This is a genomic window from Shewanella sp. 1CM18E (genome assembly GCF_023161665.1).
Lineage (GTDB): Bacteria > Pseudomonadota > Gammaproteobacteria > Enterobacterales > Shewanellaceae > Shewanella.
This window is the reverse complement of the sequence record NZ_JALNTW010000012.1, coordinates 28,489-45,476: the sequence shown is the minus strand read 5'-3', so window position 1 is coordinate 45,476 and position 16,988 is coordinate 28,489. Positions and strand designations below refer to the sequence as shown.

Annotated in this window: 16 protein-coding genes; 10 read left to right on the top strand and 6 right to left on the bottom strand. The window is 42.1% G+C overall.

The genetic code is table 11. The annotated features are described in order from the left end of the window. Positions 1–11: 11 nt before the first annotated feature. From MSG37_RS15145 to MSG37_RS15125, 5 genes are all read right to left on the bottom strand, one after another. The gene (locus MSG37_RS15145) at positions 12–455 is read right to left on the bottom strand and encodes an ATP-binding protein (RefSeq protein WP_248471490.1); all 444 of its coding nucleotides are present in this window, start codon (positions 453–455) and stop codon (positions 12–14) included. A 10-nt stretch (positions 456–465) separates the two neighbouring features. Further along, the gene (locus tag MSG37_RS15140; RefSeq protein ID WP_248471489.1) at positions 466–1,659 is read right to left on the bottom strand and encodes a sugar phosphate nucleotidyltransferase; all 1,194 of its coding nucleotides are present in this window, start codon (positions 1,657–1,659) and stop codon (positions 466–468) included. 16 nt (positions 1,660–1,675) lie between these two features. Next, a complete protein-coding gene (locus MSG37_RS15135) occupies positions 1,676–2,008 on the bottom strand; it encodes an STAS domain-containing protein (RefSeq protein ID WP_248471488.1) in 333 nt (110 codons plus the stop codon). Positions 2,009–2,021: 13 nt separating this feature from the next. Next, complete coding sequence (locus tag MSG37_RS15130; protein WP_248471487.1) at positions 2,022–3,224, bottom strand: SpoIIE family protein phosphatase; 1,203 nt, start codon at positions 3,222–3,224, stop codon at positions 2,022–2,024. Positions 3,225–3,441: 217 nt separating this feature from the next. Continuing rightward, entirely contained in the window at positions 3,442–3,837 is a 396-nt protein-coding gene (locus tag MSG37_RS15125; RefSeq protein WP_248471486.1) for a nitrous oxide-stimulated promoter family protein, read from the bottom strand. Between the two features lie 638 nt (positions 3,838–4,475). Between MSG37_RS15125 and MSG37_RS15120 the strand changes: the two genes are divergently transcribed. The 9 genes from MSG37_RS15120 to MSG37_RS15080 all read left to right on the top strand — a co-directional run bounded on the left by MSG37_RS15120 (position 4,476) and on the right by MSG37_RS15080 (position 15,058). Continuing rightward, entirely contained in the window at positions 4,476–7,019 is a 2,544-nt protein-coding gene (locus tag MSG37_RS15120) for a TonB-dependent receptor (protein ID WP_248471560.1), read from the top strand. A 112-nt stretch (positions 7,020–7,131) separates the two neighbouring features. Beyond that, positions 7,132–9,141 carry an EAL domain-containing protein gene (locus tag MSG37_RS15115; protein ID WP_248471485.1) on the top strand — a complete coding sequence of 670 codons (2,010 nt, stop codon included), beginning with the start codon at positions 7,132–7,134 and terminating at the stop codon, positions 9,139–9,141. A 193-nt stretch (positions 9,142–9,334) separates the two neighbouring features. Continuing rightward, a complete protein-coding gene (locus MSG37_RS15110; RefSeq protein WP_248471484.1) occupies positions 9,335–10,318 on the top strand; it encodes a hypothetical protein in 984 nt (327 codons plus the stop codon). Between the two features lie 134 nt (positions 10,319–10,452). After that, on the top strand, positions 10,453–10,746 hold the full coding sequence (locus MSG37_RS15105; RefSeq protein ID WP_248471483.1) for a hypothetical protein: 294 nt from the start codon (positions 10,453–10,455) through the stop codon (positions 10,744–10,746). Between the two features lie 77 nt (positions 10,747–10,823). Further along, positions 10,824–12,317, top strand: coding sequence for a protein adenylyltransferase SelO (locus MSG37_RS15100; RefSeq protein WP_248471482.1), 1,494 nt, complete (start codon positions 10,824–10,826; stop codon positions 12,315–12,317). Between the two features lie 41 nt (positions 12,318–12,358). Further along, entirely contained in the window at positions 12,359–12,655 is a 297-nt protein-coding gene (locus MSG37_RS15095) for a DUF3630 family protein (RefSeq protein ID WP_248471481.1), read from the top strand. A 51-nt stretch (positions 12,656–12,706) separates the two neighbouring features. Then, positions 12,707–13,732 carry a serine/threonine protein kinase gene (locus MSG37_RS15090; protein ID WP_248471480.1) on the top strand — a complete coding sequence of 342 codons (1,026 nt, stop codon included), beginning with the start codon at positions 12,707–12,709 and terminating at the stop codon, positions 13,730–13,732. Positions 13,733–13,862: 130 nt separating this feature from the next. After that, positions 13,863–14,474, top strand: coding sequence for a thiol:disulfide interchange protein DsbA/DsbL (locus MSG37_RS15085; RefSeq protein WP_248471479.1), 612 nt, complete (start codon positions 13,863–13,865; stop codon positions 14,472–14,474). 371 nt (positions 14,475–14,845) lie between these two features. Next, on the top strand, positions 14,846–15,058 hold the full coding sequence (locus MSG37_RS15080; protein WP_248471478.1) for a DUF1107 domain-containing protein: 213 nt from the start codon (positions 14,846–14,848) through the stop codon (positions 15,056–15,058). A 14-nt stretch (positions 15,059–15,072) separates the two neighbouring features. Here the strand turns inward: MSG37_RS15080 and zapB are convergent, their stop codons facing one another. Next, positions 15,073–15,276 carry a cell division protein ZapB gene (gene zapB, locus MSG37_RS15075; protein ID WP_248471477.1) on the bottom strand — a complete coding sequence of 68 codons (204 nt, stop codon included), beginning with the start codon at positions 15,274–15,276 and terminating at the stop codon, positions 15,073–15,075. A 180-nt stretch (positions 15,277–15,456) separates the two neighbouring features. On the opposite strand from zapB, the gene MSG37_RS15070 reads away from it, so the two are divergent. Further along, entirely contained in the window at positions 15,457–16,938 is a 1,482-nt protein-coding gene (locus MSG37_RS15070) for a Na+/H+ antiporter NhaC family protein (protein ID WP_248471476.1), read from the top strand. Positions 16,939–16,988 lie beyond the last annotated feature (50 nt).

The following is a 16,988-nucleotide window of genomic DNA, read 5'->3' as shown; positions in this document are numbered from 1 at the left end:
TCAATCCAGCTCTAACCTGCTTCTTTTAAGAGTTTGAATGTGTTGCATTTATCGGTTGATGTGTACTCTATGGTGTCCGTTAGCTCTTGTACTATCTTCAAGCCTCTATTGCTTTGCAGCCAAGTAGTCGGATCATCTGCTACTGGCTCAACAAAATCTGCAGTAGGTAAGTCCTCGAGAATATGCTTAGGCATGGCGCTGCCATAGTCAGAGATCTCAATGGTGAGCTGCTGTTTGTGATTGAGATGCGAGCTTATGTCGAATAGTGGCCCTTCAGTGTTGCCGTAAGCATGCTCAAAGACGTTGTTAACAACTTCAACTAGGCAAAGCTCCATTTGGCCAATAATGCTGAGATCTACATTAAGTTGTTGCCAAAAAGGCACTAGATCATCAGCCACAAGGCGCGAGGCTTCTAAACTGCTGGTATATTGTTTGTGAAACGTCCTTGTATTCACTGATAAATTCCTATTTGACTTGCTGCAAAATTGCCGAAGAGCTAGTTGAGTTTAGCGGTCGATTTTCAGCGTCTTCGATATTTGATTTTGCGAGTAATGGTCTAGAGACATTACGGTTTTTAAGAATATTGACGTATTGGCACTCGGCTAGCTTTTGGGTGTAGCCATCATGGCCTAATAGATAATCGCCAAACATCGTTTTATTAACGATATAGGCGTCATTAGCTAGATGAATGTAGTCGCAAATAAGTGTATTACTGACAAGGCTTTTGCTTTCAACCACGCAATTAGCACCGACTACAGCTGGGCCGATAATAGTGGCACCATCTTGAACTTCAGAGCCGCTACTGATGAGTACTGGGGGGGTGATTTTGCATTTGGTGACGTCAACACTAGTATTTATACCGACCCAAACACCGGGCGACACTTGGGTGCCAGGAATGGGGTAGCCTTTAACTACGCCGTTAAGGATGTCACTAGTGACTTGCCATATATCTTTTACCTTACCCACATCGAGCCACTGGAAGTCCATTTTTATCGCGTAGAAGTTGGCCTGTCTTTCTACGAGCAAAGGGAATAGGTCGCTACCTATATCAAATTCAATGTTCTTGGGGATAAAATCAAAAATTGCCGGCTCAAAGATATAAATTCCTGTATTGATGTTGTTAGATAGTGCTTCTTCTGCAGCAGGCTTTTCTTGAAAGCTGGTCACTTGATTAAATTTGTCGGTGACGACTACGCCGTATTTACTGACTTCCGATGGGTCGACTTCGCGGGTAATAATTGTGGCGAGTCCACCATGTTTTTTATGGTGTTCAATAGCTTGTTTTAGATCCAGATCTATCCACGCATCGCCACACACTACGACAAATGTTTCGTCAAAAAAACCGGAAAAATCTTGGATTTTTCTCATCCCGCCAGCGCTTCCTAGGGCTTGGCTAATAAATTTACCGTTAACCTCTTTGGCTTCATAAGAATAGGAAAGCTGTACATTGAAATGGTGGCCATCACCAAAGTAGTTTTCAATGACTTCAGCTAAGTGACTAGTATTGATAACAACCTTATCAATACCATGCTTAGCAAATAGTTGGATCATTGATTCCATTACTGGTTTACCTAGGATAGGAATCATAGGTTTTGGAATCGCATAAGAGATAGGTTTTATTCGTGTGCCTTTCCCTGCGGCGAGGATCATCCCTTTCATTATATTTACCTCTGTATTAGGCAGTTGCTGCGACTGCTGCTTCAATTGTTGGGTGGCTGAGAATTAGCTTATCCATACGGGTGAGTTTGAGGAGATCGACAATAGGTTTTTGTGGATTAACTATGCTGATCTTAGTATTACGTAGCATTTTATACGCCCCCATCACGGCACCAAGCCCACTGCTATCCATAAAGCGCACTCCACCTAAGTCGAGGACTAAATGGTCGCGTATATTGCCTTTGATACTTTCAAGCTCCTCTCGAAAAGAGGGGGCAAGTTTGGCATCAAATCGAGCTTCATTGACCTGAATGACTGTATATTGGCCTTTCTCAATTATTTCGAATTGCATAATGTTTCCTCTTTTAATTACCTTTCCATTCAAAGGTTAACAAGCTGATGTCATCATCAAATTGTTCAATACCACACCAGTTTTTTACAATATTGACTATGGTCTCGGTTTGCGCGTTTGCGGGCTTGTGAGCGAGCTCTTGTACTAGTTGTTTAAGGCCCTGCTCTGAGTATTGTTGTTTACTGGCCGACTCGGCTTCAGTTATGCCATCTGAATATAGAAATAGGCGATCGCCATGATTAAGTTGCACTTGCTCTGTTTTGTAACTGGCAAAATCAAACATCCCAGCGACAAAGCTGTCTTGTTCAATAAACTGCGAGGATTGTTTGCTAGTTTGCAACCAGATCATAGGAGGGTGACCTGCACTGGCGTAGCTTAAGGTGCCATTGCGGATATTTAACACCGCATAGACCATAGTGAAATATAGGTTGTTATTGTCTTGGCTTAGATAACTTTGATTGAGGCGAGAAAGTACTTCGCTAGGATCCCTCAACATATAAAATGGGTCGGTATCTTTCTTTCGTTTTACGTTTGAATGGGTACCAGAGTTAGCGCTAATACTTTGCTGGATGGCAAAAGACATTAATGCCGATGCCACTCCATGCCCTGCAACGTCAAACAAGTAAACTGCGACATGCTCTTCATCGAGTTGCATGCAACCTAGCATGTCACCACCAATTTGCGCGCTGGGGACATGGGTATAATGCAGTTCCACTCCGGGAAAGCTGGTTTGGCTAGGTAGCATGCGCTGAATTAGCGCGTTGGCCGAGTCTAAGTCTTGATGGATAGTGGCATAGGCTCGGTCCAACTCGATATTTTTGGCAACTAGCTGATTGTGCAACTCTAAGGTTCTAAATCCAGCTTTTAATCTAGCATCGAGCTCATTGATATTGGTTTCTTTGGCAACAAAGTCGTCGGCGCCGGCATTAATTCCTTCAACGATAGAGTCATCGTCATCGCGACCAGACAGTAAAACAAAGAAAATATAACGGCTATAATCGGGGGATTTTAAATGGAAGCAGAGTTCGATGCCGTTTAGTTCAGGCATCATCCAGTCACTCAACACAAGTTGAATGGAAGGGTGTTTTTCTAGTTGAGCAAGAGCCTCAACACCATTGAGCGCTGTGACCACTTGATAACCTCGTGAAGACAGTTTGTTAGTCATCAATAGTTGCATGACTTTGTTATCTTCAACGAGTAGGATTTCTTTGCTCAAACTACCAGCCTCCGTGCCGTAAACCGCAGCTGAGCTAAATTAGCCTCAGTTTGGAATAAGTCCTTTTACTTTTCAAAAGTCTAGTAGTGAATTCTGTATACGACAAGGACAGGGCTGGAACTGGAGTGAAAAAATTATAGGTCTTGAATGAAATCCTTATATAACAAGGGTTTTGTTGCTATTAATTTACTTGCAATACCTAAAGAAAGTTTAGATATTAATCTTGGTTAGAAATGCTAATTCGCTGGTGGCGATTAGAGTGTGCTTTAGGTGGTTTGCCGGGTGCCGGTTTACGCTCTGACATCAAGTGGCGAATAGCCATGATTGGATGTGGTAGAAGCATTCTAGGGCCTGCAAAAATCATAATTTCGCGCGCTTTAGCTTTCATATGTGGTTTATAGCAATGCACAGGGCATTTATTGCAGGTGGGTTTCTCTTGACCGTAAGGACAACGATCTAATCGGGTATGAGCATATTCGATAAAGTCGTCGCACTCTGCGCATGGATGAGCGGGGGCATCCTTATGGTGAGCTTTGCAATAGATTTTCACCATAGCGGAAATTGTTTCAAACTCGCGAAGAAGCTTGCCACTGAGAAGCTGTTCAAATGCCATGGGATACCTTAGTGCCTTACTGGGTTATTAGTATAATAAAAGGCTTAGCATGAGCTGACAAAATTTAAGCGTTAAACTTTGAAGATGTGCACAAAATATTGGTTTAAGTTTAGCAAATGTAGGCTTGGTCTAAGTGCTTAACTTGCTGTAAATCAATATTTTGTTGCTGATGATAAAATTACCGCTTGTCAGAATGATCCGCACTGGCTTAAAATTCGCCGCCCTGCTTTGAACTGATGCCTTGGCGGCGGCAAATTAGCGTAAATAAATATTGAGCCAAGGATACTTTTTACTCGTTTAAACTATCCAGCTTTTCATTGCTCAAGATTATGATTTTTATGCTTAAAATTAAGTTTATAGACCCGTGATTTTTTATTAGTAATACCGTTAACTTCCAATGCACCTTCCTTAAGTCGCTGGTAAGTCCAAGAAAACCCAATTCACTTAATTCTAGGAATAACAGCTGTTATTCCTATGGGCCGCGTTGTGCTGAATTAAGATCTAAAGCTGATAGATGTGACACCACAAGTAAAATGAATATTGATATTAAAAATGCGTTTTTATTGGCCTGTAAAGCGGCAAAACAATTTGCTCTTAAGTCTAACGTGTTGAAGGTTAAAGTCGTAATTCTGTACTCAATGTTGCCAGTATCTTTCGCTACAGCCGCTGAGCACAGCGGTGATGTTGCCGAACCAACTATGGAAATAATAGAAGTACGTGGTATTCAAGCCTCGATGAAGGCTTCTATAAATGGTAAAAGGTTTGCTGATGCTGTAGTTGATGTGGTGACTGCAGAAGATATAGGCAAGTTTCCCGATAGTGATGTAGGTGAGTCTTTGGCGCGAGTACCGGGTGTAGCGGTGAATCGTCAGTTTGGTCAAGGCCAACAAGTCTCTATTCGTGGAGCATCAAATCAACTGACTAGCACCCTATTAAATGGTCATTCAGTTGCTTCGACGGGATGGTTTGATCAACAAACCACTGACCGGGGCTTTAACTACACCTTGCTGCCGCCTGAAATGATAGGTGAAATTGAAGTTTATAAATCTTCTCAAGCTGACATCGCTGAAGGTGGTGTGGGTGGCACCGTCATTATTAACACTCGTAAACCATTAGAGTTGGCAGCTAATTCGATTTTCTTCAGTAGTAAGCAAGATTATGGCTCAGTATCTGAAGAGCTTGACCCGGAGTTTTCAGGTTTATATAGCTGGAAAAATAACGCAGAAAGCCTTGGTGTTTTGCTGGCAGCAACCGACTCTAAAACACAATATCAGCGTAACGGAATTGAGTCACAAATTGGTTGGGGCGATATTGTACCAACAACCTTTGAGCAGCAAAGGGAGCATACAGCCATCAATGCCGTTTTACAGTATCGCCCGACAGAAAGTTTAGAGTTTGGCTTAAACATCATGCAATTGGACATGCAGGCTAACAATGCTAATACCTCCTTATTTTTGATGTTTGCTGATGATAAAGAAGCGGCCTGTGAACAAAGAAATGCAGCAGGCACTTGTATTTTTTATCGTCGCGATGCCTATGATAGCAGTCCTGCTTGGGGGCAAACTTGGGTACGCGAAGCCAGTATGGACTCTAATACCTACGATTTAGACTTTACCTATGAAACTGATTATTACACCCTTGAGGGCTTAGTGGGTAACACTCAGTCCGAAGGTGGCACTAACACCACGGCAAACTATGGTTTTTGGTTAGGGCAACCGGGTGACTTTGCGGGTACTTATGACGCCGCTGGCGATATGATTAATATTGATATTGCGAATAAGGTATTTGGCGCAGACGATTTTAATGGGCCCTTAGCACCAGAAGCTTGGTCGCTAAGAAAGCAACCTAATTCTGATGGCGAAACTTATGCAAAATTTGATTTAACTGTGCCTGTTGAGTTGGGGTTATTTACAGCGGTTAAAGCCGGAGCTAGTTGGGCAGATCATGAGGTAAAACAAGAGTCATTTGAGGGCATAGTAAAGCAGAATCTTATTGCAAAAAACGCCTCGGCTTATTATGCAGGAACGGTTTCTTCTGGTGGTGGATTTACCCTACCTAAGCCAATGCTTGACGCAATGCTCAATGACGCTAAAGCAGCAATTAGCCATTTTGACGGCAGCGGTCAGGTTTATAAATCGGGCTACGGCACTATAACTGAGCAAAATTTGGCGATATATCTAATGGCGAACTTCGAGTCAGAGCGCCTCAGAGGTAATGTTGGCCTACGTTATATCTCGACAGATGTGTCATCTGACTATTATCAGCTTAAAGCAGATGGTACTTATGCTGATGATTTGAGTACTCAAAGCTCAAGTTATAGTGATTTTTTACCCAGTATCAATATTGCTTATGATGTGTCGAATAATGTGATTGTGCGTGCGGCTGCATCGCAAGTGATTTCACGACCTAATTATGACGATATGTTTGCTTCATCAGCATTGTCAGGTTTTGGTGACAATATCATTGATAATGAAGTGGTTGATAAAGGTAATATCGCATTAAAGCCCTTTAAAGCCACCCAAGCTGAGTTAGGAGTAGAGTGGTACTTTAATGCACTTAGCTTAGTTTCCGCGACATATTTTATTAAAGATATCAGCTCATTTATTACCTCTGAACAGCTGTTAGAGCAGAGTGTTGGTATTGTTGATCCTGATTCAGGCAAGGATAGTTGGACAGTCTCGACTAAGAAAAATGGCTCAGGCGGCTTGATACAGGGTGTTGAGTTGCAGTTGCAAACGGGTTATGAAAACGGATTTGGCTATACGGTAAACTATACGTTTGCAGATTCAAATGCACCTGCACATTATTACCCAGATCAAATCGGCGTGTTTTCGGACTCATCGAAGCACACAGTTAACTTGGTCGGTTACTACCAAGATGACGACTTTACCGCGCGTCTTGCTTATAACTGGCGCAGTGCTTATATGATCCGAGAGTTACCTGGCTATTACGGTAATCGCGAGCACCAAGCCTACGGCAGCATTGATTTTAGTAGTAGCTTCAATATTACTGATTATCTAGCGATTACTTTTGAAGTGGTAAACCTACTCGCGGCCGATAGTATTCAACTTGGTGTTGCTAGTGATGAAGCCGAGGTAAAACCTGAGTTTAAAAATAATTACCCCGTGTTTAGTGCTGAAGGTGAAGCGCGTTATAAGTTAGGTTTGGCAATTCGGTTTTAATTGATAGATAGGTTCATTTTGCACAAATGGCCTAAAGACGTCATTATCGGCTTTAGGCTTGGTGAACAGTTAATATTACTCAATATTTTTGGGCTAGCCCAAGGTTTAATGCATGATTTTAAGCAATATTTTTGCGAGAGTTTCAAATTGGAGTAAAGACTCTAAACTCTACTTATCGGATTTGGCGGCAATTGCTTTGTTGCTACTGCCTATTACGTTAGCTAACTCGCTAGCGATGTTGCTTGGTCATGGCTTTAGCGCGCTTGAGATTGATTATGTCTCGGAGCTACTGTTTTATATTTCTAATATATTAATTAATCTGTATCCAACCACATTTTGTATTATTGCCAGTTATTATCTGTCACAAAAAACTAACGCATCGAGTGCGATTTTTATTATTTATGGTTTAGTGATGTTTTATATCTTATCGATAGGGCATCTCGATCTTTCTACTAGCTATACTTTGCCAAATAACCCGTTATTAGCATTGTTAAGTGCGCTCGTGACTTACTTGTATTTTCTATATTTCCCCATCCGTTTACTGGATCCCAATTCGTTCGATTTCGCCTCTAGATTGATGAAATATATCGTGCATATTTTTTGTTTTTCTATTTTGGCATTACTGTTATCTCAATTAGTTTTGCATATAGGTAGCTACCTAAAAGAGGGAATCACCTCAATAGGTTTAGATCCACTGACTTTTACTGGTGGCCTGTTGTATCAAACGTTTCTTGGCATATTGGGAGCTGTAGGTATAAATGGCCACAACATGCTATTCGCGGTTAAGCAGCAAATTTATGCCGACACGCTGACGAATCTGGATGCATGGAATGCGGGTGAAGCCTCGGTGAATATTATTAGCCAAGGCTTTTATGACGCATTTTTGTCGATGGGCGGCTCAGGAAACTGTATTAGTTTATTATTATGCGTGCTGCTCTTTAGTCAAAAATATAACCATAAAATGCTCGCAGTAGTGGCGATCCCTATGGTGATGTTCAATATCAATGAAGTGCTACTTTTTGGCCTACCTATTCTGTTTAATCCGATCATGATTGTGCCATTTATATTAGTACCTTTGGTCAGCTTCGTGATTGTTTATGCCTGTATCGCCTTAGGCATAGTGTCGCCTATTGTGAGCATTGTTAACTGGTTAACGCCGCCTATATTTAGCGGTTATTTTGCTATGGGTGAACAACTAGATGGCGCCATATTGCAAATAGTCGTCATTGCTATAGGCATCTTTATTTATAGGCCTTTTTATCTGGCTTATGTGGGTAAACATCTGGTCTCGGTTGACCCTAATACTAAATATGCCGCTGCAGAAGGCTCAATATTTAATAATGTGCTGCGCAGTGTGCGGGACTCAACTAACAATAGTATTACTCAGTCATCAGCACAGAAACGGGTTGCTAAGATTTTACGTCAAGGCAAGCTGGTCATGTTTTATCAAAAAATTCAGTCATTGCAGGAACCATCGCAATATAACTATGAAGCACTAGTGCGGTATGTTGATGAGAGCGGTAAATTGTGCCCGCCAGTATTTATTGAAGATTTTCAGTTACTAAAAGCCATGCCTCTGCTAGATAAACTAGTGCTAGAACTAGTACTTGCTGACATCAAAACACTGGCATTACCAAATGGTTCACGGGTCGCTATTAATGTCTCAGTTGCCTCGATAGAACAAGTTGATTTTGTTAATCATTTACTCGGACGTCTTGAACATTACGACATTTCTCCAGCAAAGATTGAGATCGAAATTACTGAGGAAGCAATGTTAAGTGACAAGGTTTACTTAACGCAGGTCATGCAGGAATTGCAGGCAAAAAATATAACCATTTCAATGGATGACTTCGGTTCTGGTTATGCCTCGTTTCCGCATTTGCTGCAATACCCATTTAATAAGGTCAAAATTGATCGATCATTGCTGCTGGATGCAACATCAGAGAAAGGCCGAGAGATATATAAATTAGTGGCCAAGCTAGGGGCAATTGCTAACTGTAAAGTGGTCGCTGAAGGTGTGGAACACATGCAAGAATATGAATTTATCGCAAATTGTGGCGTTGATTTAGTGCAGGGGTATTATATTGCCAAACCTATGCCTGTTGAGAACTTGCTTAGTTAATTCGGTTAGCGATTAGGTTATTTATCCTTTAAAACATTCAAAAAAACGAATATTTTTGATACCCGATTAAAAAAGAGATATAAATACCGGATATATAGAAAAACAATGCATTAGATATAATGTATTGTTTTAGCTTATCCGCACTAGAATCTGTCTATGCGGCGGATGTTTTTATGGCCAAACCAGGTGGAAGATGATGACAGAAGCAACCATTATATTACTGATTGTAATAGGTGTTTACCTCTATACGCGCACTCAGAAAGCAGCAAAAGCTGAAAAGGAACAGGCAGCGAAACAAGCTGAGCCCGTTCAAGAAGCTGCAGAGTCTGAAATGAAGGATGTGACACCTGATGCTGCTGAAGTGTCGACACCCACTGTTGAAGGCGTGACTTTTGAGTCTAAGCAGGATTCTGAGTCTAAGCAGGATTCTGAAGTTAAATTAGATTCAGAGCCAGAACCGGTTAAAACCAGGGAAACGGAAGTTCAAGCAGAAGAGATCGTTGAGGCTCACTCGGCGGTTGAGACTCCGTCTGAATCTGTTGTTGAAGTCACCGATAAAGCTGAGATTAAAACTGAGGCTAAAGTTGAGAGCGTTGCTAAGGTAGAACCGCGAGTTGACATTGAGCCAGCCGCTGAAAAAACCGTCGAGCCGCTAGTTGAAAAAGCAGCTGTTCCTGTTGAGCAAGTAATAGAACCTGCAGTAAGCGCAGAGCCTGAATCGCCAGCTAATGTTGAGGCTGAGCCTGCAGTAAGTAATGAGTCACAAACACAAGCGGATCTATCTTGGGCTAACCCGAAATTAACCAAATCAATTAGCGAACTTGACGTTGCTCAAGATTCTCCTGCGGAGCACCTAGCAATTTCAGCCGCTATTGCTGAATGTTACAAGCAGCGTAAGCAGGCTGAATATGTGCAATATGGTGCAGGTTTGTCGCAACAATACCTAGAAGTATTTGCAGCGTTTGTTAAAGGCGTTAAAGCTGAAAATCCTGATGCCGAAGTTAAAGGTACTGCTATGATGCATCTATCAACGTTACTCAATGATAACGGTGAGTTTGATAGTGCAATTTCAATCTGTAAAACAGCGATTGAATATGGCTTAGCTGATGGAACCGTAACCGGTTTTGAAGGGCGTATTACTCGCATTGAAAAGGCGAAGGCTAAAGCGAGTAAATAACACTAGCCCGTAAAGCTCTGCCATTACTAATCAAGCCGTGTAGAATAACTGCAAGGGTTAGCAAAAAAAGCGAACTCCAGAGAAAGATCCGGAGCTCGCTTTTTTTTCGCGTTAAATTTAATAGGACAAGTAATATGAACTTTAAAAAGCTTTGGTTAGCTGGTGCAGTGGCATTAGTCGCTACCGCTTGCACTCAGTCGCCAGAATGGACTTTGCTTTATTACCCTGAGGGACAAGTTAAGCCAAGCGTGGCCGATTCATCAGAGTTTATTACTGGTTATTACAAAACGATTGAGCAATGCCATGCCAAAGGTAAAGGTTTGATCCGTTTAAACGGTGATGCAGGTGATAGTTATTTATGTGGCTACCAGTGTGAAGCGAGTGATAAGTCTCTGACCTGTAAAAATGTGGTCACAGCACAAGAATAATAAAGTGAAACTCACTGAGGGTATTACGCAGAGGTAGTTGGCATTAGTCGCAAAACAGATACTAGGATTGGTAAAATATGCAGTTAAAACAGGATTTTTTTGAGCAACTATCAGGGTTTTATTCACAGGTGTTTCCCCTTGGAATAAGTAACCCACACTGGCTCGCTTGGAGCCAAGATGCGGCTAATTTAATTGCGATTGAAAAACCTAGCGATGCGTTACTGCAAGGATTATCTGGTAACGCGCAAATAGCCGATGCTAGCTATTATGCCCAAGTTTATAGTGGTCATCAGTTTGGTGGTTATTCGCCGCAATTAGGCGATGGCCGCTCAATTATCCTTGGTGAAGCGATTGGGCCACAAGGTGCTTGGGATGTTGCGTTAAAAGGCGGTGGACCAACTCCGTATTCACGACACGGTGACGGCCGGGCGGTTATGCGCTCGGCGGTGCGTGAGTTTTTAATATCTGAAGCCTTACACCAGTTGCATGTGCCGACAACTCGAGCATTAGCGGTTATAGGCTCTGACTTACCTGTTTGGCGTGAAACCCAAGAAACTGCAGCCATAACTGTGCGTCTAGCAAAAAGTCACATCCGCTTTGGTCATTTTGAGTTTTTTTGCCATAGCGAGCGTGGCGCTCCAGACAAGCTTAAACAGCTAGTTAACTTTACGATTAAACAGCATTATCCTGATCTCAGCTGTGACGCTGCAGGTTATAAAGCGTGGTTTACTCAGGTGGTTCGTGATACCGCTAAAATGATAGCTCATTGGCAGGCGATTGGTTTTGCGCATGGCGTTATGAATACCGATAATATGTCTATACTCGGCGACTCATTCGATTTTGGCCCTTTCGCGTTTTTAGATACTTTCAAAGAAGACTTTATTTGTAATCATTCCGACCCTGAAGGTCGCTATGCGTTTTCGCAGCAGCCGGGGATCGGGCTATGGAACCTGCAGCGTTTAGCGCAAGCATTAGCTCCCATAATTGCATCAGATGATCTTATCGCGGCGCTTAATCAATACCAAGTTGAATTGGTGCAACAGTATTTACGCTTAATGCGGGTAAAGCTAGGTATGGCAGTTTCAGCTACTAAAACTGCAAGCCCTGAAGCAGAGTCCGACAAGGGACTTGTTGATACAGAGCTTGATAATAGCGATCTTGAATTGATAGGCGGCTTGACCATGCTGATGGAACGTAATCATTTAGATTATACCAATAGCTTACGTAGCTTTGGCCAGCTTGATCCTCACTCTAAACATAGCTCGTTACGAGATGACTTTATTGATGTAAATGGCTTCGATAATTGGTTTGAGGCTTATCAAAAAAGAGTGGGAAATATCCATGATGTTGAGCAGTGGCAAGCTCAGCGTAATAGAGTCAACCCTAAATATATTTTGCGTAACTATCTTGCTCAGGAAGCCATTGTAGCTGTTGAAGAAGGTAACTTAACTCCACTGCATGAATTACAGCAAGTGTTACAAAAGCCTTTTGATGAGCAGCCAGAGTTTGATGATTTTGCTAAACGGCCACCAGATTGGGGCCAAGGTTTAATTATGTCTTGTAGCAGCTAACACTGCTTTGTCGGTAAAAATATAATAATAAGAGTAAACTAATGAAGTTAACGTCCATCAAATTAGATCGTGAAACCTTAAGTTTATCGGTGCAGTCTGACATCGACTTTGAGCAGTTTGAGTTATTCGCAGAGCCTTTTGCTAAGGCGCTAGACTGCCGAGTAGTTGAAAGGCAATGGGGCGCAGATCGTCATCAATGGTTGCTTGAATTTGAAGGTTCACACCTACAGCTCAATTATGAGTTTTATGGTGATATCTGTTGGTTATCTACCGACAGAGAAGATGAATTTGAAGTCTTGGTATATTTGGCTGAATTAATGAAGCCTTACCAGCTTTAAGTCGATTTTAGATGCAAATGGCAGGTGTCATTTGCTTATGAGTAAATTGCTATGAATATAACCCCACCGTCATCATCAGCAGAGCAATCGAGTTCTGCTTTTCATTATCAGGCATTAACGCCTGATTTAATTTTAACGGCCATAGAAACATTGGGGATTTATCCTGAAACTGGATTGTTGGCGTTAAACAGCTATGAGAATAGGGTTTACCAATTCCGTTGTGACCGTGGCCAGCGCTATGTGGTGAAGTTCTATCGCCCGGAGCGATGGAGTGACGCGCAAATTCAAGAGGAACATGATTTCTCTGCCGCGCTTGCTGAACAAGAGGTACCTATTGCGACACCTGTGATTATCGATGGCAAGTCTTTACATGAATATCAAGGATTTAGATTTGCACTGTTCCCATCTATCGGTGGTCGGGCATTTGAGGTTGATAACCTTGATCAATTAGAGCAGGTTGGCCGTTTTATTGGTCGCATTCATCAGTACTCAAAACAGGCTGAGTTTAGTTATCGCGATACCATGTCACCTAAGTTACTCGGTGAAGAATCATTGCTGTGGCTTAAAGGCTCAGGGCATATTCCAGCCAGTTTAGAGCTGCCTTACTTCACTGTGGTTGAACAAATTCTCGAGAAATCGTCAGCTTTATGGCTGCCTGATCATTATAGCTCTATTCGTTTACATGGTGATTTGCATCCGAGTAATATTTTATGGACGCCAGACGGGCCAGGGTTTGTGGATCTTGATGACGCAAAAATGGGACCTGCCGTACAAGATATTTGGATGATGCTTGCAGGTGACAGACCGCAGCAGCTATTGCAGTTAGAGGTTTTACTTGAAGGCTATGAAGAGTTTTGTGAGTTTGATGTTCGCGAGTTAAAGCTTATAGAACCTTTAAGAGCGATGCGTATGCTGCATTATAACGCTTGGCTTAGTCGCCGTTGGGGCGATCCTGCGTTTCCAATGAACTTCCCATGGTTTGCGGAAGATAAATACTGGGAGCAGCAGATCCTCGCGTTTAAAGAGCAATTGGCTGCACTAGATGAAATGCCTTTGAGTTTGACGCCGCAATATTGATTTTAAAAGGCTTATGCCACGTACTTTGTAACAGAAAAATGAACTTTTGCGCTTGAGGTCGACTCAAAAGCACATTATGTTATGTCGAAATTACTAGCGTGATGCAATATTTGCATCGAGGGGAAGTTAAATGAAAAAAGCTCTATTAGTTGCATTTGCACTATTGATGGCGCCTATGGCTGCAATGGCAGCTCAGTTTGAAGAAGGCGTGCATTACACAGTTATTAATGAAGGCCCAGGTACGGCAAAGCCAGAGATTGCTGAGTTTTTCTCTTTCTATTGCCCACATTGTTATACATTCGCTAAAGAACAGGTGCCAAAAATCAAGGCTACTATTCCTGAAGGTGTGACTTTTAAGCAAAATCACGTTGATTTTATTGGTCGTGAAATGGGTGTAGAAATGTCACGCGCATTTGCTATTGCTCACCAGCTAAAAATTGAAGAAAAGATGGAGCATGCACTGTTCTCTGCTATTCAAGATAAGAAGCAGCGATTCACTAGTCTTGAAGACATTAAAGGTCTTTTCATTGTTAATGGTGTAGACCCTAAAGCATTTGATGCAGCAGCTAAATCATTTATGGTGAATGCGCAAATGTCTAAAATGAAGCGCGACACTGAAAACGCTAAAATTGCCGGTGTTCCAGCACTGGTTGTAAACGGTAAGTACCGTGTTGAAACCGGCGCGATTAAGTCTTACCAAGAACTATTAGATATCGCTTACTACTTAGCAACGCAAAAGTAAGCAACCTAAAAGCGATTAAATCGAAAAGGAGCCTATGGCTCCTTTTTTGTTGGCAGTGATTAATTCACCGCTGAGCAAATATCAACCTAATAATTAACCTGCGGTGTAAAATCGTTTCTGGTACCTAAAACGGCGTGGAAGTTGAGAAATAGAAGATAAATTCAACTGATTTTTGGGAGTCAAAAAATTAGCGGCTGACAATAAAAATTGCCTAATTTTGTTATACGTTTGATTGCCAAGAATATTTTATTTTTAATAACATTCTGATTCAAAAATTTACAATTAAATGCTCAAATAAATGAAACTCTCATGGTAAAACACCTGTCCAACTTAAAAATTAATAACAACAAACAAAGTTGTCGGGAGGTCTTGTGAGAGTTTTTCCTGTCTATGCACCTAAACTGATTGTAAAGCACGCGCGCATATTCTTGACTGGAGTGATCTGGGTGAAGGATTTAGGGCGATTAGAATTTGATAAAGGTAGGTTTTTACTGCCAAGAAAAAGCCTGCCTAAGGTTAAGCAGGCTATTTTAGAGCTCAACGAGTTGATTGAGTCTCAGAGCAACGAGATGCAAACTGCATAACGTTTGAAATTTTATTAGTTTACTTCGTCGTTGAGTAGACCAACTAAGCCAGTTACTTTCTCGTTCCACGAGTTCAGTTCTTGCTGTAGTTGTTGGTTCTGCTCTGACAAGCCTGTATTTGCCTGCTTCTCTTCCTCAAGCTCCATTTTTAGTAGCTCAATAGTTTCTAATGCAGCTTGGATTTTTGTTTCCAATTTCGATAAAAGTTCTAGGCTCATGAGGAGTCCCTTTAATAGCGAGATGATAGCTCCGATTCTAGCAGTGACGGGCTATTGCTGAATAGCTAATTATGCTAAATGCACAAAAAAGAGGCGATAAAATAGGTGTGAAAGGTTTTTTTTTGCACTTGTTAGTAAGTCGTTAGTATTCTTCTATTTATTTCTTATTGGATCTTGGTGATGAACGACAGTTTGCTGATACTGATTCCTCTGCTGTTAACCCTGAGTTTAGCGCTAATAATTCGTAAAACCTTAGTTGCATTAGGTGTCGGTATCGTCTCTGGCGCACTGATCTTAACCCAATTCCATTTTACTGAAGCCGTGGCTTATCTTGGCGATAAAGCTTGGCTGCAATTTTACCGCGATGGTCAATGGCAAGCATGGCATTTGAACGTGTTGGCCGCGATGTTGCTGTTGGGCATGATGACGCAACTGCTCGCTCGAGGCGGAGCGGTAAAACTATTTGCTGATTGGCTATATCACCGGATTAAAAGCGGCCGTCAGGCACGTATCGGTGTGGTAGTGCTTGGTTGGGTGGTATTTATTGATGGCATTTTTAGTTGCTTAGCTGTGGGTCATGTTTGTCAGCCTCTAAGTCAGCGATACAATATGTCCCGTGAACAAATAGCCTACTTGGTTGATTCCAACGCATCGCCTTTATGTGCTTTGTTGCCTTTTTCAAGTTGGGGACCATACGTAATGGCGATTTTGGCGGGTATTACTCTGTTACCTTTAACGCCGCTAGAGTCATTTATTGAGATTGCCAAAACCAATTTTTATGCCATTACAGTTATCCTACTATCGTTTTTAATTGCTTGGTTTGGTGTTGGTTTTAATGCTGCGGCAACTATAAATTCAAGTGACGTTGATGACGTTGATGCAGGCAGCCCGTGGTTGTTGGGGCTGCCCATGATGACATTGTTAATTGCATCCGTGGGTTTAACTTTATATTCCGGCGCGCAAAACGCACAAGGTTCAAGTCTTAGTGATTGGATTACGTCTGCAGATATAGGCGAAGCCATGCGAAATGCTTGTTTGTTAGCCACATCGCTCGCGATCTTGCTGTTAAAGCTAAATGGCCGCAGCTTAAGTTTGTTATTGGGCGATTTGGTCTCTGGCGCGCGCACTATGAGTTTTGCCATTTCTATTTTACTTTGTACTTGGCTAATTGGCGCAGTGATTGCCGATTTAGGCGTAGCAAAAATGCTCGCAAGTTGGGCTGAGCAGTTTTTGTCGAAAGAGATGTTAGTTGCTGGCACCTTTTTACTTTGCGCGATTATGGCGTTTACAACCGGCTCAAGTTGGGGAACATTCGCGATTATGATCCCTATTGGCGCCGAGGTGGCGCTTGCTGTTAATCCAGAGTTATTGCTAGCGAGCCTAAGTGCTGTAATGGCGGGTTCTGTATTTGGCGATCACTGCTCGCCAATTTCAGATACGAGCGTGATTAGCGCAACCAGTTCAGGCTGTCAGCCACACGATCATGTTATTACTCAATTACCCTTTGCGATTATTGCTGCAATAAGTTCATTGCTAGGGTTTCAACTGCTCAATATTGGGGTTACCACTGCTTGGGCTTGGTTAACAGTGATTGTTACCGCTGTTTCTATGCTGGCAATTTATCATAAACGCTCCCGCAAGTTTGCCCTTGTGACCCAATAGTTCGCTAACAAAAAGCCGGCAACTAATACAAATTAGTTGCCGGCTTTTTG